Here is a 26,707-nt window from a genome sequence, read left to right on the forward strand (position 1 = left end):
TGTTCACGAACCGTCGGCAGACGGGTTCGCTAGTCGCCGCTGTGCGGCGGGGGCGGGGGCGTCGGAGCCGCGACCTGGGCCCATTCGCCGATGGCACCGCCCAGTTTCGTGGAGCCCAGGAATGTGCCCTTGATCGGGAAGGACACGAAGTCGTCCGATGACATGCCCACCGCGTCGGAGCCCAGGAGGGAGACGCGCGGGTGGTACAGCGGCAGGTAGCTGGTGCCGTCCACCAGGACCACCAGGAGTGCCTTGGTCTGCGGGGTGGGCGTGGCCGGGATGCGGAACGACTTGTCCGCCTGGACGGCTGCCGGGCCCGCGCCGAAGTAGAGCTGATAGGTCAGGGCCGTGGCCTGGATGGACTGGAAGGTGACGGAGTACGTCACGTCCGGGGTCGTCGCGCGGAGCTTGGCGTTCTGCCAACTCCCCTTGATCTCCGGGTCGTCGCCGTCCCGACCGAACTCCGGGAGCTGATCAAGCTTGGTGTGCCCGACGTGCTCCCACGCACCGCCCGGGTTGGTCGGGTCGGCCAGGTCGCCGGGCTTCTCGGTATCAGGGTCAGCGATGAAGATGTACCCGCCGGCCGGGACAATGGCGGCGTTGTCGATCAGAGCCAAACTGTTCTCCAGGGGTAGGTCAGAGGGGCCGCGCGGTCACGCGGTAGGTGGCCTCGAACCGGAACAGGTCCGGCCCGGCCTGCGGTTCACCCACGCGGATCTCCGCCGGCCCCGATACGTCCTCGAACCGGCTCAGGTAGCCGTCGGCACCGCGGAATTGCGCTCTGCACGCCTCCGCCAGGGCGACCCGGGCCGTGCGGGCCAGGCGGGACGCGTCGCGTCGGTCGGTGGCCGCGCACTGCACGTCGATCAGGGCCACGTCGATACCGAGAGGGTTCGAGGAGCCGCCGGGCACCCGGCGAGCCACGACCAGCGGGAGACGGTCGGCCCAGTCGCCGGGCCACAGCACGCGGACCGTGGCGCCGCTCAGGCCGGCGCGAAGTGCGTCGGTCACCAGGGCGTCCACATCGGGAAGGACTGGTCTCATAGGCCCGCCTCGATCGCGTGGATGCCCGGCACCCAGCGGCCGTTGGGGGCCAGGTGTCCGTAGTTGATTGCGTACACCGCCGGGTCCTCCAGGGTCACCGTGGAGTCCGTCCGGTTCGTGCGGACCCGGGTGTGGGCCGCCAAGGCCCCGGTGTGCCGGTGCGCCTCGACGACCGCCCGCACCCGGTCGGCCCGGTGGTCCAGTTCGTCCGCAACCGCGTCCCGAACGCCCCGCAGGTGCGCCACGACGCTGTCCGCGTTGGCCTTCACCGTCGCCATGGGCTCACCCTCGTTTCCGGATCGTCGCCACGTCGTGGGCCAGGCGCCGGTCCCCGCCGAAGCGCTGAGGTTCCCCGACCACGGCCCACGTGACCCCGGCCCACTCGACGCGGGACCAGGGCCCGGCCGGCAGGGACCGGGCGTACACCCGGTACTCCGTGCCGGTCAGGTAACCGGCCTCCCCGCTCTCGTCCGTGGTCGCCGGTAGGACCCGGGCGCGGAGCGTTACCGGGGCGCCGGGGCCCGGCTTGGTGCCGCCGTACCCGTCGTCCACGTCCACCGTGGGGTAGACCGTGACCCGGTCCGGGCCGGAGTTCAACAGACTCACAGCGCACCCCCCAGGGACTCCACGGGCACCGCGAACACCCCGGACGTACCGACGGCCGCCCGGATCATCCGCGCTTCGCCGTCTGTCAGGCCGACCCCAATCGGGAGCGACGCAGGAAGCTGGTACTGGTAGGCGCCTTGCAGCTCCGACCGGTACCCCTCGGGGTTGCGGACCCGCCGCTCCGCAGCCGCCAGGACGATGGCCACCGCGACGGCCGGGGCCCGGCCCGGATCGGGCCAGGCATCCCCGTACGCCCGCACCAGGGCGGAGGCATCGGCCAACGCGGCCTCCGCCTGGACGCGCTCCTCCCCGACCAGCTCCCGCCCCAGGCGTTGTTCCAGGGCCGCTACGTCTGCCAGGGGCTTCATGCGGCTCCTACTTGTCGGCCGGGGGCTTCGACGCGGTGGGCATGTCCAGCTTCACCGCGCGCACCAGCCGCTTGGCGGGGTTCTTGCCGCCGCCCACCGGGTCCGTCATCACGTTGAACCCGGCGTACAGGTTCACGATGGAGCGGTCCCGCAGCTTGGCCGCGTCGTAGTCGCGCACCCACCGCATGGCCAGGCCGTTGTAGGACTGGGAGGAACCCGTGGTGACACCGGCCGGAATGGCCGGGGCGCGGGTTGCCAGGACGAACGCGGACGGAACGAACGCGTACGCGGCACGCGGGTTGATCGCGTTGGAGGTCACGAGGTTGAAGCCGGCCAGGTTGCCGATCATGGCCTGACGGAGCGCCGAGTCCGAACCGGACTTCGACACGTCGTTCAAGCGCCCGGACTTCAGCAGCGCGGTTTCCACGTCGGCCCCGATCAGGAGCGTCCGGTCGTTGGTCGGCACCTCGTTCTTGTTCAGGGCCGCGCGGGCGTCGATGAAGGCCGGGAACGGGTCCTTCTCATCAATGGCGATCGCCGGGACGCTGTACGTCGCGGTCTCGATCATGTTCGCCACACCCGCGTCAATGGCCTTGGCCACGGCGTTGACCTGCGGCTGGAGAACCTGGGAACCGAAATCCCGGATATCCAGGGTCAGTTCCTCGTCCGTGACCGCCACGGCGCTGTAGATGTCCTTGTTGAGCTGGACGGTCAGAGAGTCCTCCGCCAGCTCGTCCAGGACGATGTCCTCCGACCGGTCGTTTCGCCAGTCGTACTCACGGGCGTTGAGCTGGGCCGGAATCCGGACCGTGACCGAGTCGGCCTTGGCGCCGGTGAAATCAAACCCCGCGTTCGACCAGACCAGGTTGGAGAGCACCAGCTCTCGTTCCAGGAGCCCAAGGGCCGTGGCCGCGATGGTCTCCGACTTCAGAAATGCGTTTGCCATGTGCTCCGCTCAGGCTGGGCCCCGAGCCAGCACGCAGCACCCCCAGGGCCTTGGACATGAACCCTTGGTTTTGGTGCTGCTGTGAAAATGCCTACCGACGGGCGCGCGGGATGCTGGCCGCCAGCTCTCCCGGGTCGCTGGGGGCCGGCGTGACCGACGGATCAAGGCCGCCCCGGCCCATGCCGCCGGTCCTGCTGTGGAACAGCTCCGCCAAGGTCTTGGCGTCGGCCTCGCGGGCATGGTCATCGGTACCGGAGATCCGCTCCGCCAGCGCGTCCGGAAGGCTGTACTTCCGGGCCAGGCGCTCCCGCTGGAGTTCCGTTTCCAGCTCCGCCGCGCGGTCCGCCACCGCCTGGTACTCCTCCGGCGTCTTGGCTGTCTTCAGGGCCTCCGTCGTCTCCCGGGCCTTGACCCGGTATCGCGCCGCCTGGTCGCGGGCCACCTTCAGCTCCGCGCGGAGCGCGTCGGCGTCCAGCTCCTGGCCATCGTCCTGGCGCTCCGCCTGCTGGACCTCCTGGCCGTCGTCAGACGGAACATGTTCCGCCGGGGAGTCGGTCGGGTTGGGGGTGGCGGTGTCCGCCATGGGGCCTCCGTCAACGTCGTGATGATTCGATGTGGCGCCGCCAGGCCGCGCGGGCTTCCGCGCCTGCCTTGCCGCGCGTGACCTCCTGCCATTCCCGGTCGAACCGCTGGGCGTCGGGGGTCATGAAGTCGTTCCGGCTGAACACCGGGACCGTCTGGCAGTGACACCCGTTGTGGTAGCGGGTCAGGTCTTCCCGGGACACCGGGGGCCGCCGGTTCGCGCGAGCGCGCCCGTCCGGGGAGCCTTTCGGCTTGCGTCGGCCGCCACCGGCCGCCGTGGTCTGGGAGCTATAGATGGCGCCCCTGGAGGCGAGCATGGCGCAGAACGCGCACGGGTTGCCGTCGGTCACGCGGGCCCAGCCGATGGCCTGCCGGTCCTGCCTCGACGCCCGGTCGATCAAGTCCCGTCCGGCCCTTAGTGCCTCCCGGTCTGCCGCTCCGGCGGACGTACGGCCCGCCGTCCGTGATGCGTCCTCCAAATCCTGGAGGAACCCGGCCTCGTCCAGCCTGCCGCGCGCCTGCTCGTCGGCCACCTGGGCCACGTTCTGGCGCAGCTTGGCGGGGCCCTGGGATACCAGGGACGCGACGGCCGCGCGGTCGTGGGCGTCCTCCGGTTCCTCCGGCCAGTCGAAGCCGTCCAGCCGGATTTCCTCGCCGTCGTCCGGCTCCGGGGTGCGGATTGTGTCCGTCTGCTGGGCCCAGTCCTCCCGCAGCTCCCCCAGCGTCGTGGCCTCGCCCACGTGCTCCCCGGACAGGGGCGGGAGAGTGCGGCCGGTTTCCAAGGCCCGGTAGAGGCGATAGAACCCCGCCGCCTGGCTCCGGGACCTGCGCCGCTCCCCGCGGATCAGCGCCAGCATCCAGGTCAGCCACGCGGCCCCCGACTCCTCCAGGGAGTGGGGGTTCACGCGCGACCACTGGACCAGGCACTGGGCGGAGGCATCCGCACCGATGCGGGCCTGTGCGCGCCAGTGCTCATCGAGGAGGGCCGCCGTTGCTCTACTCACCGCTACCGCCGGCCAAGCGCTCCGTGTCCGGCGCCGGGGCCACGGCCGACGCCATCGCGTCCGCCATGCGTAGGCCGGGGTCGTCAGCCTCCTGGATCTGCGCCCACTCCTCCACATCCCGAGCCGTGACGCCGGGAATGCGCGACCACATGGCGCGGGCCGGAACCTGGAGCATCTGAACGGCCTTGCCCAGGGCGTCCACCGTCTGGGCCAGGGAGCGGCTTTCCGCGTCCTTCCAGAGGACTTCTGCCTGGGCGTCCGGTGCCGCGCCCACGACCGTAGCGCACAGGAACAGGACTAGTTCCCAGGACTCCCCAAGGGCGTGCTGGTACTCGTCCACCGCTCGGGAGAGCGCCATCTCGGCAGCCGCCATCGCCTCCGCCGACAGGTTCGTCAGCGACCCCACGCCCAGGTACATCGGAGGGAGCTGGGAGAGGGCGGCCAGGTGCTTGGTCGCCAGCTCGATGGCGTCCAAGAACCCCGACAACGGGGTTTCATCCAGCTGAGAGAACTTAGTGTCCACGTCGGGCGCCACCAGGAACCGGCTTGCGTCCGCCTGAATCGGAATGACCTGAGGACGCCCGTTAGCGTCGTAAAGGATCTCCCCGGTATCCGGATCACGCCGGAATTCCGGCGCCATGCCGCTGATCGTGCGCACCTTGAACGACCCGAACGTCTGCGAAACCAGCAGGTCAAACACCGTCTGATTGACACGGTCCTGGATCGGGATCATCGGCTCCACCACGCCCGTGACCCGGCCCTCCAGGTCGATGTCCGGCGCGAACCGCACGACCGGGCACACGCCCATGCCGTGAAGCCGGGACGCCAGGAGCCGGGGGCTGCCCTTCCCGCCGACCAGGAAGTCATAGACGTGGGTGGCGTCGTACAGCCAGGCCCGCGCCTCCACGCCCTCCGCATCGGGGACGGTCTCCACCTGGAGCGCCCACAGCGGGAGCGCGTCGGCTGCCGGGTCCTCGTAGGACGTGTGCATGAGCCGGGGCGACACTCCCCGGATGACCGGCCGGGCCGGGTCCGTCGGGTCGCGGAGGACCGTGGCGAACGCCTGGCCATAGGTGAGCGCGGCCCGGTGGACGGGGGTCTGGCGTGCGTCCATGCGGTTGTCCTGCCAGGCCCGCCACTCCACCGGAGTCTCCTCCGGCGTCGCCTCGTCCGGGCCTGCGCTGCGGCGGTAGCCGTCCACGGCCATGGCCTGGGAAGGGGTCTTGACCAGGAGCGGCAGCCAATTGGAAATAGCCCTCTTGGCCAGCAGCTTGTATTCCTCCGTGGCGCTGCGGGGGATGTAGGGCCCGTCATGCTCGCCACGCATGTACCGGTCTATTCGGTCCAGCCGCTCACGGTCCGCGCGGAGCCGGGAGAACCCCAACTCCGCCAGCTCCACGGGGGAGGAATTCGTGACTGCCAAAACGCTGCGCCGCTCCTAGAAAAAGAAGACGGCCCCCGATCGTTCGGAGGGCCGCGTCTTGCCGGATTCGATGAGTCGATGTCTCGCCAGGTCGGCCAGCAGCGTGGCGGCGTAGGCGTCGATCTTGTGGGCGGACTCCCGGTTGGCCTTGCCGAAGCTGAGCCCGTAGCGGTTCGGCCGACGCCGGGTGTTCAGCACGTGCCGCCGCAACGTGCGGCCAAGAGGAAACGTTTCTCCGGAGTGGCGTACCTGTCCGTTCTCGACGGCCGACACCAACCGTTCGTTGGCCAGGGTCAGTTCCTGGAGACCGCCGCGCATGTCCCGGCCCACTGCGGATTGCGGGCTGGCCTTGATGACCAGCCGCTCCCGGTAGTCCTCGCTCCAGGCATCCACGTAGCTCTCCCAGAGCGCTACGTCCGCGTGGAACGCCTGCACGTCGTACCGCTCCATGGCGTTGCGGACCGCGCCGTCCACGGCCTGGCGGTCCACCTCCCAGCCGTCCCCGGCTGGGCCGTCGGGCTTCTCCCACACGCCCAGGGGGACGATCAGGCGATCCCGCACGCGCATGGCCACCAGGGCCGTGGCGTCGTCGGTTCGCCCACCGTCGAATCCCAAGGTGATGGCGTCGCCACCCTCCAGGCGGTCATCCGTCGCGCACTCGTCCCAGTCCTCCGGACTGATCAACTGGTCCTCTGCGGTCACCAGTTGGTTCAGGAACATCCGCTGAGACCGGCTCCGGGGCATGTGGCCGGAGTAGATGGTGGAGACGATCCACTCCACATCCAGCCAGTCCGCGTCACCGCGCGCCGCGAGAATGCCGGCCCGGAGCTGGTCCGGGTCCGCCAGGTCCACGGGCGGGGACTCCACGGAGTCGTAGTACATGCCGGAATCCCGGCTCTTGCCCTCCGCGAACTTCGACCAGGCGTGCCAGGTCTGTTCCGCCACGGAGTCCTCGCCCGGCAACGGCGCGTTCGTAATCTCCATGGTTCGAGCACCGCCACCACGGGACTTGCCGACGTTGCCCGCGATGGTCATCGCCATTTCGTGGCCGCCATTGGACGAGATCCAGTGATGGGTCTCGTTCATCACCACGAACGTGGAGCAATAATCGGCCGCCCTCCAGCGCACGGGGCGAACTGGTGACGGCCTCAATCACCGCCCCACTGCGGGCGTAGATGATCTCCTTGCCCAGGTCGATGCCGTATTCCGCGATGCACTCCGGCGAGAACATGCCGGGGAACAGACGCATCGTGTTGCGGGTCTGGTCTTTGCTGACCGCGCAGACCTGGACCCACGGAGCCGGGTGCGGCACCGCGATGGGAGTCCCGTCTTCCCGCCATCCGCCGAACCGGCACGGGCCGACGAACTCCACGGCGCACAGGGCCGCCAGGAACGGGTCCTTCCCCCAGCCCTTCAGGCGCCGGATGGTGCCCTGCCGCCGGGTGAACTCCCCGGCGTCGTTGATCTCGAACCAGCGGAGCACAATCCGGACCTGTTCCGGGGTGAACCGCCAGGGCTGGCCCGCATCGGGGCCGTCCGGCTGGAGGAGGTAGCGGGAGGTCCACAGGAGCACGTCCCAGCCCAGGGTCCGCGTCAGCTCCGGAACGGTGTCCGGAGTCGTGCGCACGGGCTCAAGTCGCGCCACCACCGCCCGCCGCCGCCTTCCGGTACGCATCCATGAGAGTCACGCGGGCCGTCTCTGCCGGGTCCTCCCCGGCGCTGTCCCGCTCCAGTTCCACGCGGGCCCGACGCCGGGCCCCCTCCGTGGTGAGTAGGTCAGTCATGGCCGACATGACCGACTGAAAAAGTTGGGCACTGAACTTGGACTGGCCCAGGTTCCGGCTCATGGCCTCCGCCACGTACACCGCTGTGAGCCAGTCGCTTTGCTCGTAGAACTGGGCCTGGCCGGAGTCCTTCAGAGACTGGAACCACCGCTTCGCGATGGGGTGCCAGTCACCGGACACCCGAGGGATGGTCGGGGCCCTACCGGCCTCCACCTTCACCAAGGCCGGGCCCTCATCCGTGTTGCGCCTCCGGCGCTGGTCGGACCGCTTGGGCACGGGTCCAGGCATGGCAGGCACCCCCGGGGCCATCGGGCCCCGAACGGGGCGTTACGTACGTCTGTCGTGGTCACACTCCGGGACCGTCCGACCAGGTCACGGCGCTACTCGCTGTAGCCAATGCCCCCCTGGTGGACCTTGGAACCCGTACAGATTCCGAGCCGCTATCACCCTTCGGTCTTCCTGCCAGGCCAGAAGGGGGTTACCCCCACCCCAGACGGCCGGGACGACCACCGCGGATGCGGTGCTCATTGCGTCTTGGATGGAGAAGGCGAAGAACACCGTGGGCTGGCCACTCAGCCCAGGTCTCCCGGATGCCGGCCGACCGGCCGTCGCCGGGACACCGGCCTCCGCCGCGCCGCCGCGCCCTCCGCGCTCGACTTCCGCGCGTGATGCCACCGGCACAACGCCTGAAGGTTCGCCGAGTCGTGGTCGTCGCCCGGAACGACGTGGTCCACATCAGTGGCCGGTGCCGCACACCGCGCCCCCGTGTCCCGGAGGACGCCCCGGCACTGGAAGCCGTCCCGCTTCAACACGGACAGACGACGGACCGACCAGTCCGCCGGGAGGCGCGAACGCCGGTCGCTGCCATGCCAGGCCAGGGGTCCCCCTCAAGGCTTTTAGAATCCGTCACATGGTCGAAAAGAAGCTGACTGGGCCCGCCGTCACCACGTTTGTGGTGACCTTCAGAGACGGAAGCACGCAGACCGTAGAAGCCAAGGACGTGGACTTTGTGGAACACGGCGTTCTGTTCACCGGGCGGAAGCATCAGCAGTCGAAGGTGTTCGTGGCTTTCGTGCCGTACGACGATCTGCGGATGGTGGAGGCCCAGAAATAGAAGAAGCCTCCCGCGCGGGAGTGAGCAGTACGCTCCGGCGTATGACTGTCTACGGGTACGCGCGGACCGACTCCGCCCAGATCGACGACCAGGCCGCCGAGCTATACGAGTCGGGGTGCACCACCGTGTTCTCCGACTTCCGGATCTCCACCGACGAACCCGGCACCGGATGGCGGGACCTGGTGGGAACCGTGGAGTCCGGCGACACCGTCCGCGTCCTAGAGTGGTCCAGGATCACCCGCTCCGCAGACACCGCCCGGTTCATCCGGGACACGCTGGCGGACCTTGGGGTCCAGGTCGAGACCATCAAGGGACGGCCGTAAGCGACCCCGGCCAGAATCGAACCGGCGACCACCCGACCGACAATCGGGCGCTCTCCCATTGAGCTACGAGGTCAGGGGCTCAACTCCCGCGCAGCATCCCGGAAGACACCGGGGCGCGCGGGAGGAGCCGGGCGGGCGGGGCGCTCACGCCTCCACGTCGAACGCTGGAGTGTGCGGCACGGAACCCTCCTTCACCTGAATTAGATGGGGACCGTGACAGGTCGCCGGGAAGCCTCGACCCCGCACTCTGGCCTCAGGGCCGAAAAACGGCCCTACGCAACTACTTTCTTAGTCACGGATATAGAAAAGAAGGTTGCTAGGGCCGTTTATCGGCCCTGGAATCCGACTTTTGGCCACTCTCCGTACGCAGGACTAGCCCACCGTGAGAGGGAGTCGCACCCTTGGCGGGGCGACTCCCTCATGAAGTGATCCAGGTCTCAGTCCTGCGCGTCGTACACAATCACGTCCGCCTCCGGGTCTTCCCTCTCGATCACGAACCGCACCCGGCTTTCGTCCATCTGCGGATCGCGCTTGTCGCCGCCGGACTGCCCCTTGCTCACGTAGATCTTGACCTCAGCATCTATAAGCATCTGGCGGCGCTCGCCTATCGCCTCGCGGTGCGCTTCGTCGTACGCCTCCCAGGCCCGGACATCGGCCTGGAGGGCCGCCACATCGGCCTCGCTCATGTCCTCCAAGGACTCCGGCATGACCGGCTGATCCGACAGCAACTCACCCGGCTTGACCTTGGACCTGGGGATGGCCGGCGCCAGGCTCCGCCAGTGCTGGGCAAACGTCTCTTCAGTCTCGATGACCTCCGTGCGGGCCTCCACCTTCGGCGTGGCCTCCAGGGTGGCCGCACGACGTTCCAGCGCGTCTACTTCCTCTTGCCAGATCATGCGGCCTGTCCGGGACTTTCGGGCATCCTTGTCCTTGTACAGCTCCCGAAGCTCCCGGGTGACCTCCGCCAGCTCCGGCCCGGGGTCGTACCCCTTGTACGTGATCGTTTTAGTCATCCGGGCTGGGCCGACCAGCTCCAGGAACTTCCGTTCCCCGTACTCCTCCAGCCAGTCCGCACGGATACCGGCCGGAGAGGGGCATTTCACGCCGTGGGCCGCTGCACGGCAGTTGTAATCAGACAGGGGCACGCTCGTGCGCGGAGCCTTGTACATGCGGGTTACACACCCCTCACAGTGCGCCACCTGCAACAGCAGCGACCGGGTGTCCTTCCGACGCCGGGCACGGTGAGGCGTTCGACTGCTCAGCACTTCTTGAAGGTTGTCGAACTCGTCGCGCTCCAGGACCGGTTCGCCTATCAGGATCGGTACGCCGTCCTTGTCTCTGACAGTCTTTCCTTTGTGGGTCTTGTGGCCCATGAGGGTCGGGGTTCGCAGCACCTTGGACAGGGTGCCAGCCGTCCACTTGAACCGCTCAATCATGCGTCCGTGGCGCATCCCACCAGGCTTCCGCCCTAGGAGAACTGCTTGGTAGTCGCGCGGGGCCAATACCTGACTGTCGTTCAGGTCGAACGCGATGGACTGAAGGCTCTTGCCATCCAGCACGTTCCGGATGATGCGCTCAAGGACCTCTACAGCCGTCCCATCCGGTGCGAGTTTCCAGCCGTCGCCGTCGCCCCAGGGGCCAGGCTGCCACAGGGGGTGAACCCGTACGGCAGTGCCGTTGCCGGTTGGCTCGCCTACGACGCGGCGCGCGAGCTGTCCGAGCAGCGCGTTCTCCTCTCCGTCGAGCCCGACACCACATAAACAATCTGTTCACAACATTCCGTTGACATCGACTCATGTGCCGTCCATGCTGACCGCATGTCCTCAACTCCCGGTAAGCCCACGGGCCAGCCCACCGCCCCGTCCCCCGCCCCAACCGCCACCCCGTCCACCGACCCCTTCACGCCCCCGCACCCGGGCCAGGCGCGAGCGCATCGCGTGTACGCGTCCTTGTTCCGTATCGCCGAGCGGCATGCGGCCACCGACGAGCAGCGGCGCCGGCAGGTGCACCCCACGGCCATCGGGCCCCATGAGGCGATCAGGCTGGTGTCCTTCCTGCTCAGTGGTGCCGCGCGGGCCGATGAGGGCGAGCCGGAGGTGGACCATGCCGATATCACCGCCGCGCTGAGCCTCGTCCCGCGGGCTCGCGGGGAAATGGACGAGCTGGAGGCCGGGCTCCTCCAGATGGCTCGGGGGCGCGGCATGACGTGGCAGGAGATCGCCTTCGGGCTGGGGCTCGGCACCCAGCAGGCAGCCAGGCAGCGCTACGAACGGCTGGTCAGCCGTACCACCGCAGGCGCGGACACCGGCGCGGAGCAAGAACAGCGGTAGCGCGTGGCGAAAGGTGCGGGACAGGGGAGCGGCGGCTCACTCGTTCGGATGGCCGGCGGGGTACCGGCGCGTCGGGCACGGCCGGCGGCGTAAGGCTGGCCGCTGTCCGTGCCGCCGGCGAAAGGGGCCGCCCATGTCACCGCCACCCGAGTGTCCGGATCCGGCGTGCGGCCGTCGGCTCCTGTGGAAGGACACGACGCACACCAAGCACGGGCCGGAGTTCTGGAAGTGGACGTGTACGGGGTGCCGGAGGCAGTACGAGCCCACCCACCACGACCGTCGGCGGTACGCACACGCCGCCCCCGGCTCGGTCACCGCGGCCCCGGTCGTGCACAGCAGCCCCGGCCCGCCGCGGCCGCCTCGACAGTCCGGCCGGTGACGCCGACGCGGTGAGGACGGCCGCCGCCCCGTCCGTGTCGGTCCGCCCCGCACCGTGTCCACCGGACCGCCGTGTCCACCGGACCACCGTGTCCACCCACTCACCAGGCCCGCGGGCTCACCGGCCGGTGGCGACGGCCCCGGTGGGCCGGGATTCCCTCCGGCCCCATCACCTCCCCCGCCCGCACACCCGTACGCTTTCCGGAATGGAGATACTCGCCGTCCGCTATGACCACCCCGATGCGGTCAAGCTCGATGAACTGGTCCAGCAGGAGTACGTCCGGCGCTACGGCGACGGCGACCTGACGCAGCTGGACGCGGAGATGTTCGCACCGCCCAACGGCACGTACCTGATGGCGTACGAGGACGGGCAGCCGCTGGCCACCGGTGGCTGGCGGGTGCAGGAGGACGTGGCGGAGGGATACCGGGTGGGCGACGCCGAGATCAAGCGGATGTTCGTGCTCCCGCAGGCCCGCGGACGGGGGCTGGCGCGGCGGATACTGTCCGCTCTCGAAGCGGACGCGCGCGCCGCGGGCCGTATCCGCATGGTGCTGGAGACCGGCACCGAGCAGCCCGAGGCGATCGCGCTCTACGGCTCCAGCGGTTACCGCACGGTGGAGAAGTTCGGCTACTACCGGACGTACGAAGAGAGCATCTGCATGGCCAAGTCGCTGACCGGCCGACGGGGCGACTGACCGACGGGCGCCGGCGGGGCAACCGGCTGACGGGACGACCGGCGGGCGATCGGCAGACCCGACCGGTGGACCCCGCCGGGGCACCCATGCGGGACCGGCGGCGACCGGGCGAGGCCACGGCCGCACCGGTCGCCGCCGCCCGCCGCCCCGCCATCCCCCACCCCGCCATCACCCGGCCCTCCGCCGTCGCCCGGCCCGCGCGCCCTCGCCCGGCCCCCGACACCGTGCTACCGCCCCCTCGGCTGACGAAATCCACCGGGCCCCGAGTCGTTTGACAGGCATCCCGGCCGCTCTCCATACTCATTCCACTAATCAACTAGCTAAAGGGGGGATCCGGGTGAGCGACCCGAGCCCATGGGCGATCGAGGCCGACGGCCTGGGGAAGAAGTACCGCCGCGGCTGGGCGCTGCGGGACTGCTCGTTCCGGCTCCCGGCCGGGCACGTCTGCGCCCTCGTCGGCCCCAACGGAGCGGGCAAGAGCACGTTCCTGGGTGCCGCGACCCGGCTGGTGCAGCCGACGACCGGCACGCTGCGGCTGTTCGGGGTGCCGGTCTCCGACCCGGCCGTCCTGGAACGGGTCTCCTTCCTCGCCCAGGACAAGCCGCTCTACCCGCGCTTCACCGTGGCCGAGACGCTGCGGCTGGGCCGTGAGCTGAACCCGCGCTGGGACCAGGCACTGGCCGAGCGGATCGTGCGGTCCGGAAACGTGCCCCTCACCGCCCGGATCGGCACCCTCTCCGGCGGCCAGCGCACCCGCGTCGCCTTCGCGCTCGCCTTCGGCAAGCGGCCCGATCTGCTGCTGCTCGACGAGCCGATGTCCGACCTCGACCCGCTCGCCCGGCACGAGATGTCCGGGCTGCTGATGGCCGAGGCCGCCGAGCACGGCACGACCGTGCTGATGTCGTCCCACATGCTCTCCGAGATAGAGGACATGTGTGACTACCTCATCGTCCTCGCCGAAGGCCAACTGCGGATGGCGGGCGAGACCGATGTCCTGGTTCCCGCGCACATGCTGGTGACCGGTGTGGCCGTGGACGGCGGCGTGCCCGAGGAACTGCGCAGCCGGCACGTCGTCGTCGAAGCCCGCGTCACCGGGCGGCAGTTCAGCGCCCTGGTCCGGCCGCACGGCCCGCTCTCCGACAGCTGGGAGGTGATGTCGCCCAGCATGGAGGAGGTACTGCTCGCCTACCTGCGCTCGCCCGACGCGCCCACCCTGATCTCGGACGAGGCACGGTTCGACGGCAGCCGGGAGACGGCGGCGTGAGCGGCGTGAGCGGGACGAGCGACACGGCCGGCCGGAGCGGTGCGGCCGGTGCGGGGCGGACGAGCGGCGGAAGCGGAACGAGCATCATGGACGGTACGGGCGGCGCCCTCGGTACGGGCGGCAGGACGAGCACACCGGCGGCCGGGGGCGCGGCACCCGCCACCGCCCCGGGGCGGCGCCTGCTGCGCGGTCTCCCCTGGCTGGTGTGGCGCCGGAACCGTACCGCCCTGGGTATCGGTCTGCTGGTCACCCTCGGCGCCTGCGCGCTCTTCGCGTACGAGCGCATCGGGGTGATGGATTTCCTCCACACCAAGGGCTCTTCGCCCGGCTCCACGGGGGATCTGCTCATGGAGTTCCAGAACGAGTTCAGCTCGATGTTCAGCAGTGACACCGGGTTCCTCACGTTCGTGCCCGCCCTCGTCGCCATCTTCCTCGGCGCCCCGCTGATCGCGAGCGAGCAGGAGCGCGGCACCGTCAAGCTCGTCGCCACCCAGTCGACCGGCCGCAGCCGGTGGATCGCGACCACGCTCGCCCTGCCGCTGGCCATCGCGGTGCTGTGCACCACGCTGCTCTCCGCCGCCTTCACCTGGATGTGGTCACCGGCCCACGAACTGGCCATGTTCGGCGACTGGCTGCAAGGCGGCGCTTTCGACAGCACCGGCCCCGTCCCGGTAGCCATGACCCTCTTCCTCACCTCCTGCGGCATCGCCTTCGGCATGCTGATCAAGCGGGTGGTGGCGGCGATGGTGGCCACCGCCGTCTTCGCCGCGGCAACGTCCCTCATCTGGACCGAGAAGGTACGCGTCCACCTCGGCACGCTGCGCAGTTACACCTATCCGTTCGACGGCGAAGGTTCCGTCCTGCCGCGCGGCTCCGTACCGGTCGATGACTGGCTGGCGAGCGCGGACGGCAAGCTCTTCGGCATCAACACCTGCAACGCACCCGAGGCCACCGCCGACGCGTGCCGGGCGAAGCTGGGCATCGTCAACCGGGTGATCCAGTACTTCGACTACGGACAGATGGCGGGGATGCAGTGGCTCGGCGCGGGGATTCTGCTGGCGCTGACCGTGCTGGTGCTCGGCTTCGTCATATGGCAGGCCCGCCGGCGGCCGCTCTGAACGGCGCCGGAGGCAGCGACGGATACGGGGCGGGCCGCGGACGGGCGCCCGGTGGCCCGCCCGCGGGGCCGGGTGGCGCTTTGACACCCGGCACGGCCGGCCCGATCATCAAGCGGTCGGGCCGGACGGTCCCGACAAGACGGACAGCGCGGACAGCACGGACAGCGCGGGGAGCAGAGGCAGGAAGGTGGTGAGCGCCGTCGAGTTCCGTATCGACCGCCGCAGCGGCGTCGCCACCTACCTCCAGATCGTCCAGCAGGTCCAGCAGGCACTGCGGCTGGGCATCCTGGTGGAGGGCGACCGGCTGCCGACGGCCGCGCAGGTGGCCGCCACGACCAAGGTCAATCCGAATACGACGCTCAAGGCGTACCGCGAGCTGGAACGCGAGGGGCTGGTCGAACCGCGGCCGGGGCTGGGCACCTTCGTCAGCCGTACGCTCGCCCGTCCCCAGTCCGCGGCGGACGCGCTGCTCCGCGAGGAACTGCGCTCCTGGATGGACCGGGCCCGCGCCGAGGGCCTGGCCCGCGAGGACGTACAGGCGCTGGTGAACTCCGTGTTGCAGGACCGGTATCCGGATCGGTGACCGTTCGTCCGGGGCCGGTAGCCGGTATCCGGACCGGTGCCTGCCTGGGGTTGCCCCGGCCCGTGACGGCCGGGTCAACCCCGGGCCGGCACCGGGGCAGAGGCAGGCACCGGGGCAGAGGCAGACACCGGGGTAAGAACAGAAGCAGGCGCAAGAACGGTCGTGGGGACACGGCGGGCATCGGCTCGCGGTGTCCCCGTCCCCTTTTCCGGCCCGCACCCTTTTCCGGCCCGCATTTCTTTACTGGCCCGCACCCTCTTACTGGTCAGCACTCCCTTTCCGGCCCTCGCCCCCTTGCTCGCCCGCGCTCCCCGCACCCTTGTCGCCGTCTCCGCCGTCTTCGCCGTCCGCCGTCTCCGTACGCAGCGATCCGTTCAGGTCGAGCGTGGCCTCCGCGCCGCCGCCGGGCGGGTTGGCGAAGGCCAGCCGGGCGCCCAGCACCCGCGCCTGGCCGGCCGCGATGGTCAGCCCCAGGCCCAGCCCCGGACCGCCCGAGCCACCGCAGGTGCGGAACCGCTGGGGGCCGTGCGCCAGCAGCGCCTCGGGGAACCCGGGCCCGGTGTCCCGCACCCGCGCCACGCCGCCCTCGATCTCGACGGCCACCGGCGCGGCGCCATGCCGTAGCCCGTTACTGATCAGATTGGCGAGAATCCGCTCCACCCGGCGCGGATCGGTCTCCACCAGCCCCTCCCGGAGCACCCGTATCCGCACGGGCGGCGCGGGCGCGTCCGGGCCACCCGCCGCACCACCCGCCGCGCCGCCCGTACCGCTCCCGCGGCCCGCTCCGCCCCCGTACACCGTCGCCGCGACCGCCCGCCGGGCCAGTTCGCTCAGCGGCCGGAGTTCCCGGTCCGCCTCTTCGGTGCGCGCGTCCAGCCGGGCCACCTCCAGGACGTCCTCCATCAGCCCCCGTACGTGCTGTGCCCGTTCCTGGACCATCTCGGTGGGGCGGGACGGCGGCAGCAGACCGGCCGCCGCGACCAGCCCGGCGACCGGGGTCCGCAGCTCGTGCGCGATGTTCGACGTGACCTCGCGCTCGGCCTGGAGCCGGGCCGCGAGCGCCTCGGCCATGGTGTTCACCGCCCTGGTCAGCTGCCCGATCTCGTCCTTACCGGTCAGCGGCAGCCGCGCGCTCAGATCCCCCTGGGCGATCCGCTCGGCGGTCGCGGCGGAGGCGGTCAGCCGCCGGCCCAGCCGGTGCGCGACCAGCAGGCCCACCACACAGCCCAGCCCCGTACCGGCCGTCCCGGCCACCCACAGAATCCGGTCCAGCCCCGCTACCGTCTCCTCTTCCTTCAGATACGTGCGTTTGAGCGCGACGACGTCCTGGCCGAGCGGGCTGGCCGCCCACAGATTCGGCGTCCGGCCGCTCGTATCCAGATAGACGCCCCGTTTGCCCTGCTCGACCACCTTCCGCAGGGGCGGCGGCAGATCGCTCGGGTTGATCAGCGCCCGCCCGCTGTCCACCCCGGCCGCCCGGTCCTGCACCGCGGTCTGCAACCGCCCGTCGAGGGAGCCCGCGGCGATGTCGAGCTGTGCGTTCACCGTGTGGTGGTGGACGAGCAGGCCGACGAAGACCGCGACCACCGCGGCGGTGGCCGCAATGGCGAAGCCGATCTTGGCGCGCAGACCCATCCCGTCCCCGTCCTAGAACTCGGGGGTGTGCAGGCTGACCCTGCCCAGCTCGGCGGCTTTCGCACCGCGCAGTTCCGGCGCGACGACACCGGCCCGGGAGTAGTACGCGTGGGCCTCCTGCCGTTGCACTCCGCTGAGAGTGACCTTCACGCGGTACGGCTTGTCGGTGCATCCCGGCACACACCAGGTCCCCCGGAGATCACCGGTGGCCTCCGCGGTGGGCCCGCCCCAGTCCGTCCAGTGCAGCCCGGACACCATGGTGGACTCGTTCAGCACGAAGGAGTCCGGGCGCTTCACCGGCCGCCCCTCGTCGTCCGCCATGTAGACGGGGCCGGCGGGTATGGAGGGCGAGACGGCCGGGCCGATGACGCGCAGCCCGTGCGGTTCCGCGCACCCGGCGAGCAGCCAGGCGGTGAGAACCGTGATGACGCAGACGGTCGCGGTGGATGATCGCACGGAATCCTCAGGCAGCCGGACGGGGCATGGGTACACAGGATCGACGGGCCGTTTCCAGACAAATGTATCCGCGGTCCACCCGAAGCGGGGGCGGTGTCCGGCGTTGCCCCGGTCACCTCTCCCCTACCGACTCTCATCACTTGATTTCGGCCCATAAGTCCACATACCCCCCTATATCTCCCTGCTCTGCCTCTCTCCGTCCCGCTCCATCTCGCTCCGTCCCGCTCCTCATTCGCGTCGAAACGGGACAGCCTTGACCCTCACCCCACGTCAGGGCGCAGCATGAACGACGACACGGACGCACGGCGCGGACACGCCTCACGGACGTACGACAGGCGGGCAGCGGCCCGGCGACCCATCGACGACAGGAAAGGCGCTGCCATGGGCTACTCGGTCGGGCAGGTCTCCGACTTCGCGGGGATCACGGTGCGCACCCTGCACCACTACGACAAGACCGGGCTGCTCTCGCCCACCGAACGCAGCGCCGCCGGCTACCGCCTCTACAGCGACGCCGACCTCGCCCGGCTCCAGCAGATCCTCTTCTACCGTCAGCTCGGCTTCGCCCTCGACGAGATCGCCACCATCCTGGAAGACCCGCAGGCCAACGCCCTCGGGCAGCTGCGCGCCCGGCACCGTCTCCTCAACCGGCAGATCGCCGAACTGTACCGGCTGGTCGAGGTCGCGGAGCGGGCCATAGAGGTCCAGCGGACCGGTGTGGAGCTGACGCCCGAGGAGCGGTTCGAGGTCTTCGGGGAGATCACCTTCGACCTCAGTTACGCCACCGAGGCCGATCTGCGATGGCAGCACACCGAGGGATACCGGCACTCCATGGCACGGGCCGCCGCGCACTCCAAGGAGGACTGGGCGCAGCTCATGGCCGAGGCCGCCGCGTGGCGGCAGCGGCTGACCGCCGCATTCGACGCCGGGGAACCCGCGGCCGGGGAGACCGCGATGGACCTCGCCGAGGAACACCGGCAGCACATCACCCGCTGGTTCACGCCCTGCCCCACCGATATGCACGGCCGCATCGCGGATGATTTCGCCGCCGACCCACGCGCCTTCGCTCTGGTCGTCCCACCGGCCGAACAGCGGCCCGGTCTCGCTCCGTACCTGCGGACGGCCGTGCACGCCAACGCCGTACACCGGCCGCCCACCCAGAACACCTGACGGCCGCCCGCGCCGCCACCCACCGCCGTACACCGGCATCGGCCGACGCACCCGCGCCAATCCCTCATCCCCCACCCCCTCGATCCCCCATTCCCTCGATCCCCCATTCCCTCAATCAAGGTTGATGGTCGAAGCCCGATGAAGATCCTGATCACGGCCGCCGGATCGTACGGCGATGTCGCCCCCTACACCGGTGTCGGCGCCGGACTCCGGGAGGCCGGTCACGAGGTCACGCTCGCCACCCACGACACCTACGCTCCTCTCGTACGGGCCGCGGGGCTGTCATTCCGCCGCCTGCCGGCCGACCCGCGCGCCGCCCGCCCCGACCCCGGCCGGGCACCGGCGCCCGCCCCCAACGGCAAACGGGACCTCATGCGCAAGGCCGCCGCCTTCATCCAGGAACTGGGCGGCGGGATCGCCGAAGCCGCCACCGAGGACACCGAACTTCTCCTGCTCTCCACCACCACGGCCCCGCTCGGCCGGCACCTCGCCGAGGCGCTGGACATCCCGTCCCTGGACCTGGCGCTCCAGCCCAACGCCCCCACCGGCGACTTCGCGCCGGTCATCGGCGGCGGCCGCTCGCTGGGCCGCTGGGGCAACCGCGCCATGGGCCACCTCTCCCTGCGCGTCATCGACCGCCTCTACGCCGGCGCGGTCCGCGACCTCCGCACCCGCCTCGGTCTGCCGCCCGCCACACCCCGTACGGTCCGCCGCCGCGCCGAAGCCGCCAACCAGCGGGTCCTGTACGGCTTCAGCGAGCTCCTGGTGCCCCGGCCGAAGGACTGGCGCAGCGGTCTGGACATCGTCGGGAACTGGTGGCCCTGGCAGGCCCCGGACGCCCAACTCCCCTCCGCCGTCGAGGACTTCATCGCCGCGGGACCGCCCCCGGTCTTCCTCGGCTTCGGCAGCATGGCGGCCGGCGACGGCGCGCGCCTGAGCACCCTCGCCGTACGGGCCCTCCGCCGCGCCAAGGTCCGCGGCATCCTCCAGTCGGGCTGGGCCGGGCTGACCGCGGACACCGCCCCCGGCGCCCACCCCGACATCCTCACCGTCGGCGAGGTGCCGCACGCGCTCCTCTTCCCTCGTATGTCCGCGGTCGTGCACCACTGCGGCGCGGGCACCGCGGCCGCCGGACTGCGCGCCGGAGTCCCCACCGTTCCGGTACCGGTCACCGCTGATCAGCCTTTCTGGGCGGCCCGGCTGGCGGCCCTGGGCGCCGCCACCGCCCCGATCCCCTTCAAGGACCTCGCCAACGTCCCCACCGACGCCGCAGACCGCTCCGACAACCACTCCGACGAACCCGACGAGCGCGCCGTCGCCCGCCTCGCCGAGGCCATCACCCGCGCCACCACCGACCCCGCCCACCGCGAACGAGCCGCCGAGGCCGCCCGCCGCCTCGCCACCGAGGACGGTACGGCCGAGGTAGCCGCGGCCGTCGCCCGCCTGGCCTGAGCGCACCCCGGCTGAGCGGCCGACCGGCCAACAGACCGACAGGTCGGCCGCTCAGCCGCCGGGCCGGACAACCGGTCAGCCGCGCCGCACCGCACTCCCGCGCTCCCCCGCCGCTCCCTCCGCCTCCTCGGCCTCGCCTTTCTCCCGCTCCTCCTCCCCCTCCCCCGCGGATTCGTCGCACCGCCGCTCGCGATGCCGCCGCTCCGCTTGATACCGCCGCTGGTCGCGCTCACGCCAGCGCTGCGTCGCGGCGCCGCCCATGACCGTCATGACGACGTCATGGGCGAGCGAGTCGGTGACCGGCAGATGACCGAAGAGCACCCGGTAGTACGTGGTGGCGCCGAGCATGTCCAGGAGCAGGCCGATATCGGCGTCGGGGTGGAGGTCACCGCGTTCGATGCCGCGCCGCAGGGCCGCCTCGGTGGTGGCCCGCCTCGGGTGGAAGACCGTCTCGGTGAAGGTGCGGTCCAGCTCCGGGTCGTCGGCCAGTTCGGCCACCAGGGCGGGCAGGGTGCGACGGCCCAGACTGCCGCCGAACGCGCGGCTGAGCGTCCCGATGCCCTCGACGAGATCGCAGTAGGTGCACCCGGTGTCAGGGGTGGGGGCGGTGCCCATGGTCTCGGCGAGGGCCGAGATGACGAGGTGCTGCCGGGACGGCCAGCGCCGGCGGATCGCCGGTTTGGTCGTGCCCGCACTCCGCGCGACCGCCTCCATCGTCAGGTTGGGGTAACCGACGTCCTCCAGCAGCCGCAGCGTCGCCGCCAGGATGGCCGCGTCGAGCCGGGTGTCGCGCGGCCGTCCGGCGGAGCGCCCGACGCGGGCGGTGGAATCGGGAGTTGCCATGGGGGTCAGTATAGGTAAGGTAATTTCGTTACGTACCGGATCGGAATGTAAAAACGAACGGGGAACCATGCCCGCCTTGCCCGAACAGGAATCAACCGTCAGCCACGCTCCCGGCCGCCCCGCCGCCACCCCCGACGCCGGCCGCGAGAGCGTGTTCCGAGCCCCCTACGCCGCGCTGACCTGGGGAATCGTGCTGTCGGTCGGACTGGTGGCGTTCGAGTCGATGGGCGTGGCCACCGTGCTGCCCGAGATCGCGGGGAAACTCGGCGGCCTCAACGCCTACGGCTGGGGCCTGTCCGCGCTGATGCTCGCCAATCTGATCGGTACCGTCGCCGCCGGCCGGGCCGCCGACCGCCGCGGCACCGCCCGCCCGCTCGCCATCGGCCTCGCCGTCTTCGCGGCCGGCTGCGCACTGGCCGGGGCCGCACCGGACTGGCCCGTCTTCCTGGCCGGGCGCTTCCTCCAGGGGCTGGGCGTCGGCGCCGTCATGGCACTGGCCTACACCGCCATCTCCCTGGCCTACCCGGAACATCTGCGGGCCCGGATGTTCGCACTCGTCTCGGGCGGCTGGACCCTGCCCTCCCTGGTCGGCCCGACCGTCGCCGCCCTGATAGCCGACCGGATCTCCTGGCGCGGCGTGTTCGTGATCCTCCTTCCGCTCATCGCCCTCGCCGCCGCGCTGGCCCTGCCGCAGCTGCGCCGCCTGGGCCACCCCGGCCGGGTTCCGGCCGCGGACGGCCGGTGGTGGACCGGACCGGTGGCGCGCAGCGTGCTGCTCGCCGCGGGCACCGGCATCCTCCTCACCGGGCTACAGCTGAACGAACCGGCCCTGCTGGTCCCCCTGGTGCTGGCCGGAGCCGTCGCCGGGATCCTCGCCCTGCGCTCGGTCACGCCCGCCGGCACCCTCTCCGTACGGCGCGGGGTGCCGACCGGTGTGGTGCTGCGCTTCCTGCTGTGCGGCGCGTACTTCGGCAGCGAGGCGTTTCTGCCCCTCGGCCTGGTCCAGCTGCGCGAGCTGAGCGCCACCGAGGCCGGACTCGGGCTCTCGGCGGGCGCGATCACCTGGGTGCTCGGGGCGGCCTGGCAGGGCAGGGCCGACGACCGCTGGCGCGGCCGCTCCCGTGCCGTACCGATCGCGGCGGGGTTCGCGGTGCTGCTCGCGGGCATCGCGGTGATGGCGCTGGGCATCCTGGTCGACGCGGTACCGGCGCTGACCGCCGTGGCCGGCTGGGCGATCGGGGGCGCGGGAATGGGCGTGGCCTTCAACGCCGCGACCACGGACACCATGGAACAGGCACCGGCCGACCGCCAGGGCGGGACCAGCGGGGCGATGCAGCTCGCCCAGACCCTGGCGGTCGCCGTACTCAGCGGCCTGGGCGGGGCCGCGGTCTCCCTGGCCGGCGCCCACGGAGCCGCCGTCTCCACCGCCCTGACGGCCACCTTCGCCCTGACCGCCGCCCTGGCCGCCGCCGGGATCTTCGCCGCCCACCGCATCAGGCCGCACACCGCGTGACGCGGAGAGGTGTCACCCCCTGACGCGGGGAGCGAAGACCGGCCCGGCACCTCGGGCCGGTCCCGGCCCCACCCCGCCAACCGCCCCGGCCTCTCCCCACTCCCCCGCCCCACCCACGCGCCCCGCGTCCGGCGGACAGATCAGCCACGCCATCACCCGCGTCGCCCGCGCCCACCGCACCACGGCCGGGAACCTCCTGCGCCACCTCGGGCTCTACCCGGGGCAGGAGCTACTGATGATGCGCCTGTGGGAGGCCGGCCCCCAGCGCCAGTCCGAGCTGATCAAACTGCTGGAGCTCGACCCGTCGACCGTGACCCGCATGGTCCAGCGACTGGAGCAGCCCGGCCTGATCGGCCGCCGCCCACACCCCGGCGACCGCCGCGCCGTCCTGATCGAGACGACACCAGCGGGCGAAGCCCTGCACGAGGAGGTGGAGCGGGTCCGGCATGACCTGGAGGAGCACACGACCGCCGGCCTCAGCGACAAGGACCGCAGCGACCTCTCCCCCCTGCTGTCCCTCCTGGCACGCGAATCCGCGCGGACCCGGCAGCCGTTACGGAAGCGGACATGCGAAAGCCCCCACCGGATGGTTCCGGCGGGGGCTTTCGTGTGCGGTGGACCTGAGGGGACTCGAACCCCTGACCCCCTCGTTGCGAACTACGGGCGGGAAGGCTGCTCAGGCCGTTCGGCCTGATCACCCGGCCTGTATAGGCCGACGACGGTCACCTGAAATCGTCACGGTTGCTGTACTTCGCTGCTGTACCGCAAGATTCGGACGTGGACATCGTGGAGCTCATGGAGTGGTTGGCCGAACGCGGGTGCTCTGCGGTCTTCAAAGCTGATGGCGAGCGTTCCCCAGGAGCGCGGTGGATGGTGGTCGTTTCCGGCGGCGACCTGGGCGAGCAGTCGTTCTTCCGCGCTGACCTGGCATCCCCCGAAGCATGCCTTCAAGCCCTGCTTGATCACCTAGAGACAAGTGGTCTCTCGCCGTTCGCATGAGCTTGGGAAGCTCGATTGATCTGCGGGTAGTTGGGCGCCTGACCTGAGGGTACGTGGCCTGACGATTCTTGGCGCCAATGGCCCGTTTCCCGCCATTCCCCGCGGCTCCCCGTCCAACCGGGCACGACGGTGGCACAGCCCCAGGTTGTTATGGAGACCCGGCATCCGGGTTAGCCACCATCTTGATTGAGCACGCGCCAGACGCAACCAACGCGATTAGCCAAGATCGGCACCACAGTCAACTCCATGGCGGTGCAGCCAAGTTACGGAGGATCGACTGTCAGTCCCACCCTCTAAGGTGGGGATCGCTGGCTGGCCGGAACAGGCATAAGGAGATGTAACTTGACGGTCGTTCCTCCCACTCACCTGGTGGACCGGGCTGGGGTGTCTCGGGCCGCATACTTGGTTACCACTCAATTGGGCTGGCTCTTTCGTGAGCAGGAGACCAGCGATATTGGCATTGATGCCCATATTGAAGTGGTGGACGAGGCTGACGTCCCTGCCGGGATTTCCAGGCGAGGGACGGGCCGCCTGTTGGCCGTACAGATCAAGTCTGGCGCCAGTCAGTTTACGAAGTCGACGGATCTCGGGTGGTGGCTTTATTGCGATGCCAGCCACATTGAATATTGGAAGAACCACTCGCTTCCGGTCGCTCTCATGCTGTTCGAACCAGAATCTGAGCGGGTCTACTGGCAACATGTAAACGACGCCACAATCATTACCGCCGGGAAGAGCTATAAGGTGCTCGTCCCCCTGAAGAATCGATTGGACGGATCATGCAGAGATGAGCTAGGCGTTCCAGCTCGACGCCAGACCGGTGGCGGGGTGGCGATCGCCAAACCCACGCGAGAATCATCTGTGCGGCAGGCGGACCACGAGCTGGCGAGCGCCATCGACCTGCTAGTTGCTGGTATGGGGAAAACGCTCGAAGAAGCGACCCCAAAGGACTTCCGATTCGCTTTTGCTTCTCAGCTGCGCGCGCTATATCGCCGCGTCGGAGCGCCCAGGCTTGATGTCTTGTCTGTGAAGACCGGGTATGAAGTTGCGAAGCTAGCGGCCTACCTTGAGGGAGCAACGCTCCCTAGTAGAGGTCGGGTTGTCGCAATCGTCGAAGCGCTCATTGAGTGCGCATACGAAAAAGGAATCAAGATCCCTGGTTATTTGATGGACGTGCGCGCCTGGGAAAGGATGTGGCGTGTCGCAGATAGGCCGGGGATGCAAAAGATCGTCAAAAACAAAGCACGAAAAGGCGCTCCCCTGTCTTGACGAGCCTAGGCTCTTTCGCTTCGCACAGAGGGTCGACTACCCGACCCCGCCACTACATATCCCCGGCTTCCATCCCGTCCGCCGTCGACCCACACACCGTGGAGCGGGCGCGGTTCATGGCGTCCAGGTGGAGCGCACCACTGTACGAACGACCTGGACGCCATGGGCCGCGTCTGCTCGGCTCTGCCTGGGTCGATGGTGGACGGGATGGGAGCGCACCACGCTCGCCACGATGCGCCCGCAGCCGGGAACGGCGCCCCTCCATCCCGGTGCCGGCCGATCCCCTGCCGGAGGCATGCCGTTGACCGTGGGCCGCGTACGTCGGGTGCTCGACTCATGCCACCAGGCCAATCCACATGTGGGCGGGCGTCGGCGAAGCCGGGGCGGAGCGGGCCGAAGGCAGGAGCGGCGCCCCGAGCGGAGCCGGGAAGCCCGCCCGGCGGAGCGGAGCGCAGCCGGGTGCTTGAACCCGTAGAGAAGATTGTTACTCAGCAAGGCGTGGAGGTTTTCGGCCGTGGCGTGAACTTCTCAGCGCAGGCCGGGAGTTCGCCAGCCTCACGGTGGACCAGGCCGAGGAAGAGTACGGGCCGGGCGGTCCACTCGATGTGGGTGTCTCGGTGGCTGATGGTGACGATGTAGGGCGTGGTGTAAGCGAGGGCCTCGATGGCGCTGACGTAGCCGCCGGCCAGCCAACTACGGGCGCATGCGGCTGTCTCAGGTTCGAGGGCTGAGGTGATCCCGCGGAGTGCGACGCGGATCCATCGGACGGCTTGAACGGCGTTGCGGGCCTCGCAGGAGGCGAGTAGGACAGGGTCCTCGCCAGTCGCCGGGCTCTGGGTCCAGCATTCGCACCAGTAGCCGGGGCGAAGCGTGGGCATGGCTTCGTGGTTCATTTCGTGTTCCATGCGGGGCTCACTGACAGCGTGTAGCGGGTGGCTTCATCGGAGATCGCGAAGAGGTAGGAGTCGCCTCGCGCGAGGGTGAGCAGCGCGTACTCGTGGGCGGCGTGATCGCTGAGCCAGTGGTGAACCGGTCGGGCTACCGGGGCGTCGAGCTGGTCGGCGATGTCGATGGCTCGGCGGCGAAGCCAACGCAGAGCGAGGCGTGGAGTGGCCGCGAAACGTAAGCCGAGGGAGATGGAACGGCTCTCGTGAGGTGTGTGGGCGACGGCTTCGCACCGGTAGCCGGCACCGATGCCAGCTGCTTGATCACGGCCGATGCCGCACGCTGTCCGTCCACCGTCGCCAAACTGCTCCAGCGAACTTGGGCATTCGAGTCCAACAGCTAGGCGACTGCTCGTATACTCGTGCATACAAGCTCCTTTGCGCTGGTAGGCCGCTATGGGTAGTGGGTTCGTGCTAGATGAGTTTCACGCCGTCGTGCGCTCGCACAGCGGGTGGCGACGCCGCGTCCAGGGCGTCCAGGACGCGGATCGCGTACGCCTCGTCGGCGAGCTCGGTGACTTCTTCGCGGGTGACCCAGCGCAGGGCGCGAGTCTCCTCGCCGGTGGTTGGGGTGCCGTCTATGGCTTCGCAGCGGAAGACCATCGAGACGATCAAGCCGGTCATGTTCTTGTAGATGCCGGTCAGGGTCGCCGGGAGGGCGATCTTGATGCCGGTCTCTTCGAGTACCTCGCGCTGGAGGGCGTCGAGGATGGTTTCGCCTGGTTCGAGTACGCCGCCGGGTGGTTCCCACTGGCCGTTGTCGCGGCGCTGGATGAGCAGAGCCCGGCCCCGGTCGTCGACGATGACGCCGGCGACGCTCACGGAGTGCGGGCGCTCGGTGCTCACGGAACTTCGATCCCCTCGGCTGGC

31 protein-coding genes and 1 tRNA gene are annotated in these 26,707 nt (G+C 70.0%); 13 read left to right on the forward strand and 19 right to left on the reverse strand.

Annotation, left to right across the window (positions count from 1 at the left end):
• Window positions 1-29: 29 nt before the first annotated feature.
• The 11 genes from ACLJWH_RS03815 to ACLJWH_RS03865 form a co-directional block, all read right to left on the reverse strand.
• A complete protein-coding gene (locus tag ACLJWH_RS03815; protein WP_411140106.1) occupies window positions 30-617 on the reverse strand; it encodes a hypothetical protein in 588 nt (195 codons plus the stop codon).
• Window positions 618-636: 19 nt separating this feature from the next.
• On the reverse strand, window positions 637-1,044 hold the full coding sequence (locus ACLJWH_RS03820) for a hypothetical protein (protein ID WP_411140107.1): 408 nt from the start codon (window positions 1,042-1,044) through the stop codon (window positions 637-639).
• On the reverse strand, window positions 1,041-1,322 hold the full coding sequence (locus tag ACLJWH_RS03825) for a DUF5403 family protein (RefSeq protein ID WP_411140108.1): 282 nt from the start codon (window positions 1,320-1,322) through the stop codon (window positions 1,041-1,043). The genes ACLJWH_RS03820 and ACLJWH_RS03825 overlap by 4 nt, the downstream gene beginning before the upstream one ends.
• A gap of 4 nt (window positions 1,323-1,326) precedes the next feature.
• Window positions 1,327-1,650 (reverse strand): hypothetical protein, encoded by a 324-nt coding sequence (locus ACLJWH_RS03830; RefSeq protein WP_411140109.1) that lies wholly within the window; start codon window positions 1,648-1,650, stop codon window positions 1,327-1,329.
• On the reverse strand, window positions 1,647-2,018 hold the full coding sequence (locus ACLJWH_RS03835) for a hypothetical protein (RefSeq protein WP_411140110.1): 372 nt from the start codon (window positions 2,016-2,018) through the stop codon (window positions 1,647-1,649). Before ACLJWH_RS03835 ends, ACLJWH_RS03830 begins: the two co-directional genes overlap by 4 nt.
• Window positions 2,019-2,025: 7 nt before the next feature.
• Window positions 2,026-2,964 (reverse strand): P22 phage major capsid protein family protein, encoded by a 939-nt coding sequence (locus tag ACLJWH_RS03840; protein ID WP_411140111.1) that lies wholly within the window; start codon window positions 2,962-2,964, stop codon window positions 2,026-2,028.
• Window positions 2,965-3,055: 91 nt separating this feature from the next.
• The gene (locus ACLJWH_RS03845) at window positions 3,056-3,547 is read right to left on the reverse strand and encodes a hypothetical protein (RefSeq protein WP_411140112.1); all 492 of its coding nucleotides are present in this window, start codon (window positions 3,545-3,547) and stop codon (window positions 3,056-3,058) included.
• Between the two features lie 10 nt (window positions 3,548-3,557).
• Window positions 3,558-4,550 (reverse strand): hypothetical protein, encoded by a 993-nt coding sequence (locus ACLJWH_RS03850; RefSeq protein WP_411140113.1) that lies wholly within the window; start codon window positions 4,548-4,550, stop codon window positions 3,558-3,560.
• Window positions 4,543-5,973 carry a phage portal protein gene (locus tag ACLJWH_RS03855; protein ID WP_411140114.1) on the reverse strand — a complete coding sequence of 477 codons (1,431 nt, stop codon included), beginning with the start codon at window positions 5,971-5,973 and terminating at the stop codon, window positions 4,543-4,545. Before ACLJWH_RS03855 ends, ACLJWH_RS03850 begins: the two co-directional genes overlap by 8 nt.
• A gap of 15 nt (window positions 5,974-5,988) precedes the next feature.
• Complete coding sequence (locus ACLJWH_RS03860) at window positions 5,989-7,059, reverse strand: terminase (RefSeq protein WP_411140115.1); 1,071 nt, start codon at window positions 7,057-7,059, stop codon at window positions 5,989-5,991.
• A 545-nt stretch (window positions 7,060-7,604) separates the two neighbouring features.
• Entirely contained in the window at window positions 7,605-7,937 is a 333-nt protein-coding gene (locus tag ACLJWH_RS03865) for a hypothetical protein (RefSeq protein ID WP_411140116.1), read from the reverse strand.
• Window positions 7,938-8,667: 730 nt separating this feature from the next.
• Between ACLJWH_RS03865 and ACLJWH_RS03870 the strand changes: the two genes are divergently transcribed.
• Together ACLJWH_RS03870 and ACLJWH_RS03875 are read left to right on the forward strand one after the other, a co-directional pair.
• Window positions 8,668-8,871, forward strand: coding sequence for a hypothetical protein (locus tag ACLJWH_RS03870; RefSeq protein ID WP_411140117.1), 204 nt, complete (start codon window positions 8,668-8,670; stop codon window positions 8,869-8,871).
• Window positions 8,872-8,912: 41 nt separating this feature from the next.
• Entirely contained in the window at window positions 8,913-9,194 is a 282-nt protein-coding gene (locus ACLJWH_RS03875) for a recombinase family protein (protein ID WP_411140118.1), read from the forward strand.
• A gap of 1 nt (window position 9,195) precedes the next feature.
• Here ACLJWH_RS03875 and ACLJWH_RS03880 read toward each other — a convergent pair.
• Together ACLJWH_RS03880 and ACLJWH_RS03885 are read right to left on the reverse strand one after the other, a co-directional pair.
• Window positions 9,196-9,267: transfer RNA gene (locus ACLJWH_RS03880), tRNA-Asp, on the reverse strand.
• Window positions 9,268-9,631: 364 nt separating this feature from the next.
• Entirely contained in the window at window positions 9,632-10,918 is a 1,287-nt protein-coding gene (locus ACLJWH_RS03885; protein ID WP_411140420.1) for a recombinase family protein, read from the reverse strand.
• 93 nt (window positions 10,919-11,011) lie between these two features.
• On the opposite strand from ACLJWH_RS03885, the gene ACLJWH_RS03890 reads away from it, so the two are divergent.
• The 5 genes from ACLJWH_RS03890 to ACLJWH_RS03910 all read left to right on the forward strand — a co-directional run bounded on the left by ACLJWH_RS03890 (window position 11,012) and on the right by ACLJWH_RS03910 (window position 15,562).
• Entirely contained in the window at window positions 11,012-11,524 is a 513-nt protein-coding gene (locus tag ACLJWH_RS03890) for a DNA-binding protein (protein ID WP_411140119.1), read from the forward strand.
• 584 nt (window positions 11,525-12,108) lie between these two features.
• Window positions 12,109-12,597 carry a GNAT family N-acetyltransferase gene (locus ACLJWH_RS03895; RefSeq protein ID WP_411140120.1) on the forward strand — a complete coding sequence of 163 codons (489 nt, stop codon included), beginning with the start codon at window positions 12,109-12,111 and terminating at the stop codon, window positions 12,595-12,597.
• Between the two features lie 337 nt (window positions 12,598-12,934).
• On the forward strand, window positions 12,935-13,861 hold the full coding sequence (locus tag ACLJWH_RS03900; protein ID WP_411140121.1) for an ABC transporter ATP-binding protein: 927 nt from the start codon (window positions 12,935-12,937) through the stop codon (window positions 13,859-13,861).
• Entirely contained in the window at window positions 13,858-14,979 is a 1,122-nt protein-coding gene (locus tag ACLJWH_RS03905) for an ABC transporter permease subunit (protein WP_411140122.1), read from the forward strand. The genes ACLJWH_RS03900 and ACLJWH_RS03905 overlap by 4 nt, the downstream gene beginning before the upstream one ends.
• 187 nt (window positions 14,980-15,166) lie before the next feature.
• Window positions 15,167-15,562, forward strand: coding sequence for a GntR family transcriptional regulator (locus ACLJWH_RS03910; RefSeq protein WP_381534286.1), 396 nt, complete (start codon window positions 15,167-15,169; stop codon window positions 15,560-15,562).
• Between the two features lie 258 nt (window positions 15,563-15,820).
• Here the strand turns inward: ACLJWH_RS03910 and ACLJWH_RS03915 are convergent, their stop codons facing one another.
• Window positions 15,821-17,197 carry an ATP-binding protein gene (locus ACLJWH_RS03915; RefSeq protein ID WP_411140123.1) on the reverse strand — a complete coding sequence of 459 codons (1,377 nt, stop codon included), beginning with the start codon at window positions 17,195-17,197 and terminating at the stop codon, window positions 15,821-15,823.
• Window positions 17,198-17,209: 12 nt separating this feature from the next.
• Window positions 17,210-17,653: a hypothetical protein gene (locus ACLJWH_RS03920; RefSeq protein WP_411140124.1), complete on the reverse strand. Its 444-nt coding sequence runs from the start codon at window positions 17,651-17,653 to the stop codon at window positions 17,210-17,212.
• Window positions 17,654-18,034: 381 nt separating this feature from the next.
• Between ACLJWH_RS03920 and ACLJWH_RS03925 the strand changes: the two genes are divergently transcribed.
• Together ACLJWH_RS03925 and ACLJWH_RS03930 are read left to right on the forward strand one after the other, a co-directional pair.
• Window positions 18,035-18,820: a MerR family transcriptional regulator gene (locus ACLJWH_RS03925; protein WP_411140125.1), complete on the forward strand. Its 786-nt coding sequence runs from the start codon at window positions 18,035-18,037 to the stop codon at window positions 18,818-18,820.
• Between the two features lie 138 nt (window positions 18,821-18,958).
• Window positions 18,959-20,272, forward strand: a complete 1,314-nt coding sequence (locus tag ACLJWH_RS03930) for a glycosyltransferase (protein WP_411140126.1) — start codon at window positions 18,959-18,961, stop codon at window positions 20,270-20,272.
• A gap of 75 nt (window positions 20,273-20,347) precedes the next feature.
• Here the strand turns inward: ACLJWH_RS03930 and ACLJWH_RS03935 are convergent, their stop codons facing one another.
• A complete protein-coding gene (locus ACLJWH_RS03935) occupies window positions 20,348-21,115 on the reverse strand; it encodes a TetR/AcrR family transcriptional regulator (RefSeq protein ID WP_411140127.1) in 768 nt (255 codons plus the stop codon).
• A 67-nt stretch (window positions 21,116-21,182) separates the two neighbouring features.
• On the opposite strand from ACLJWH_RS03935, the gene ACLJWH_RS03940 reads away from it, so the two are divergent.
• The 4 genes from ACLJWH_RS03940 (at window position 21,183) to ACLJWH_RS03955 (ending at window position 24,893) form a co-directional block, all read left to right on the forward strand.
• Entirely contained in the window at window positions 21,183-22,628 is a 1,446-nt protein-coding gene (locus tag ACLJWH_RS03940; RefSeq protein WP_411140128.1) for an MFS transporter, read from the forward strand.
• A gap of 235 nt (window positions 22,629-22,863) precedes the next feature.
• The gene (locus tag ACLJWH_RS03945) at window positions 22,864-23,322 is read left to right on the forward strand and encodes a MarR family winged helix-turn-helix transcriptional regulator (protein ID WP_411140129.1); all 459 of its coding nucleotides are present in this window, start codon (window positions 22,864-22,866) and stop codon (window positions 23,320-23,322) included.
• Window positions 23,323-23,405: 83 nt separating this feature from the next.
• Window positions 23,406-23,627 (forward strand): hypothetical protein, encoded by a 222-nt coding sequence (locus ACLJWH_RS03950; protein ID WP_411140130.1) that lies wholly within the window; start codon window positions 23,406-23,408, stop codon window positions 23,625-23,627.
• 342 nt (window positions 23,628-23,969) lie between these two features.
• A complete protein-coding gene (locus ACLJWH_RS03955; protein WP_411140131.1) occupies window positions 23,970-24,893 on the forward strand; it encodes a DUF4365 domain-containing protein in 924 nt (307 codons plus the stop codon).
• Window positions 24,894-25,381: 488 nt separating this feature from the next.
• On the opposite strand, the gene ACLJWH_RS03960 is transcribed toward ACLJWH_RS03955, so the two are convergent.
• From ACLJWH_RS03960 to ACLJWH_RS03970, 3 genes are read right to left on the reverse strand one after another with little or no spacing between them, the layout of a single operon-like run.
• On the reverse strand, window positions 25,382-25,786 hold the full coding sequence (locus tag ACLJWH_RS03960) for a hypothetical protein (protein ID WP_411140132.1): 405 nt from the start codon (window positions 25,784-25,786) through the stop codon (window positions 25,382-25,384).
• Window positions 25,783-26,205, reverse strand: coding sequence for a hypothetical protein (locus ACLJWH_RS03965; protein WP_411140133.1), 423 nt, complete (start codon window positions 26,203-26,205; stop codon window positions 25,783-25,785). The genes ACLJWH_RS03960 and ACLJWH_RS03965 overlap by 4 nt, the downstream gene beginning before the upstream one ends.
• Before the next feature lie 46 nt (window positions 26,206-26,251).
• Window positions 26,252-26,659, reverse strand: coding sequence for an NUDIX hydrolase (locus ACLJWH_RS03970; protein WP_411140421.1), 408 nt, complete (start codon window positions 26,657-26,659; stop codon window positions 26,252-26,254).
• Between the last annotated feature and the right edge of the window lie 48 nt (window positions 26,660-26,707).

Source organism: Streptomyces sp. x-80 (assembly GCF_046549095.1).
Lineage (GTDB): Bacteria > Actinomycetota > Actinomycetes > Streptomycetales > Streptomycetaceae > Streptomyces > Streptomyces celluloflavus.

What these genes read in the sequence shown, in the direction of transcription:
- ACLJWH_RS03935 (WP_411140127.1), bottom strand. Translation starts at nt 21,115, where the DNA reads ATGGCAACTCCCGATTCCACCGCCCGCGTCGGGCGCTCCGCCGGACGG.
- ACLJWH_RS03840 (WP_411140111.1), bottom strand. Translation starts at nt 2,964, where the DNA reads ATGGCAAACGCATTTCTGAAGTCGGAGACCATCGCGGCCACGGCCCTT.
- ACLJWH_RS03930 (WP_411140126.1), top strand. Translation starts at nt 18,959, where the DNA reads ATGAAGATCCTGATCACGGCCGCCGGATCGTACGGCGATGTCGCCCCC.
- ACLJWH_RS03890 (WP_411140119.1), top strand. Translation starts at nt 11,012, where the DNA reads ATGTCCTCAACTCCCGGTAAGCCCACGGGCCAGCCCACCGCCCCGTCC.
- ACLJWH_RS03875 (WP_411140118.1), top strand. Translation starts at nt 8,913, where the DNA reads ATGACTGTCTACGGGTACGCGCGGACCGACTCCGCCCAGATCGACGAC.
- ACLJWH_RS03825 (WP_411140108.1), bottom strand. Translation starts at nt 1,322, where the DNA reads ATGGCGACGGTGAAGGCCAACGCGGACAGCGTCGTGGCGCACCTGCGG.
- ACLJWH_RS03820 (WP_411140107.1), bottom strand. Translation starts at nt 1,044, where the DNA reads ATGAGACCAGTCCTTCCCGATGTGGACGCCCTGGTGACCGACGCACTT.
- ACLJWH_RS03895 (WP_411140120.1), top strand. Translation starts at nt 12,109, where the DNA reads ATGGAGATACTCGCCGTCCGCTATGACCACCCCGATGCGGTCAAGCTC.
- ACLJWH_RS03940 (WP_411140128.1), top strand. Translation starts at nt 21,183, where the DNA reads ATGCCCGCCTTGCCCGAACAGGAATCAACCGTCAGCCACGCTCCCGGC.
- ACLJWH_RS03965 (WP_411140133.1), bottom strand. Translation starts at nt 26,205, where the DNA reads ATGCACGAGTATACGAGCAGTCGCCTAGCTGTTGGACTCGAATGCCCA.
- ACLJWH_RS03945 (WP_411140129.1), top strand. Translation starts at nt 22,864, where the DNA reads ATGATGCGCCTGTGGGAGGCCGGCCCCCAGCGCCAGTCCGAGCTGATC.
- ACLJWH_RS03925 (WP_411140125.1), top strand. Translation starts at nt 18,035, where the DNA reads ATGGGCTACTCGGTCGGGCAGGTCTCCGACTTCGCGGGGATCACGGTG.
- ACLJWH_RS03870 (WP_411140117.1), top strand. Translation starts at nt 8,668, where the DNA reads ATGGTCGAAAAGAAGCTGACTGGGCCCGCCGTCACCACGTTTGTGGTG.
- ACLJWH_RS03860 (WP_411140115.1), bottom strand. Translation starts at nt 7,059, where the DNA reads ATGAACGAGACCCATCACTGGATCTCGTCCAATGGCGGCCACGAAATG.
- ACLJWH_RS03845 (WP_411140112.1), bottom strand. Translation starts at nt 3,547, where the DNA reads ATGGCGGACACCGCCACCCCCAACCCGACCGACTCCCCGGCGGAACAT.
- ACLJWH_RS03915 (WP_411140123.1), bottom strand. Translation starts at nt 17,197, where the DNA reads ATGGGTCTGCGCGCCAAGATCGGCTTCGCCATTGCGGCCACCGCCGCG.
- ACLJWH_RS03960 (WP_411140132.1), bottom strand. Translation starts at nt 25,786, where the DNA reads ATGAACCACGAAGCCATGCCCACGCTTCGCCCCGGCTACTGGTGCGAA.
- ACLJWH_RS03835 (WP_411140110.1), bottom strand. Translation starts at nt 2,018, where the DNA reads ATGAAGCCCCTGGCAGACGTAGCGGCCCTGGAACAACGCCTGGGGCGG.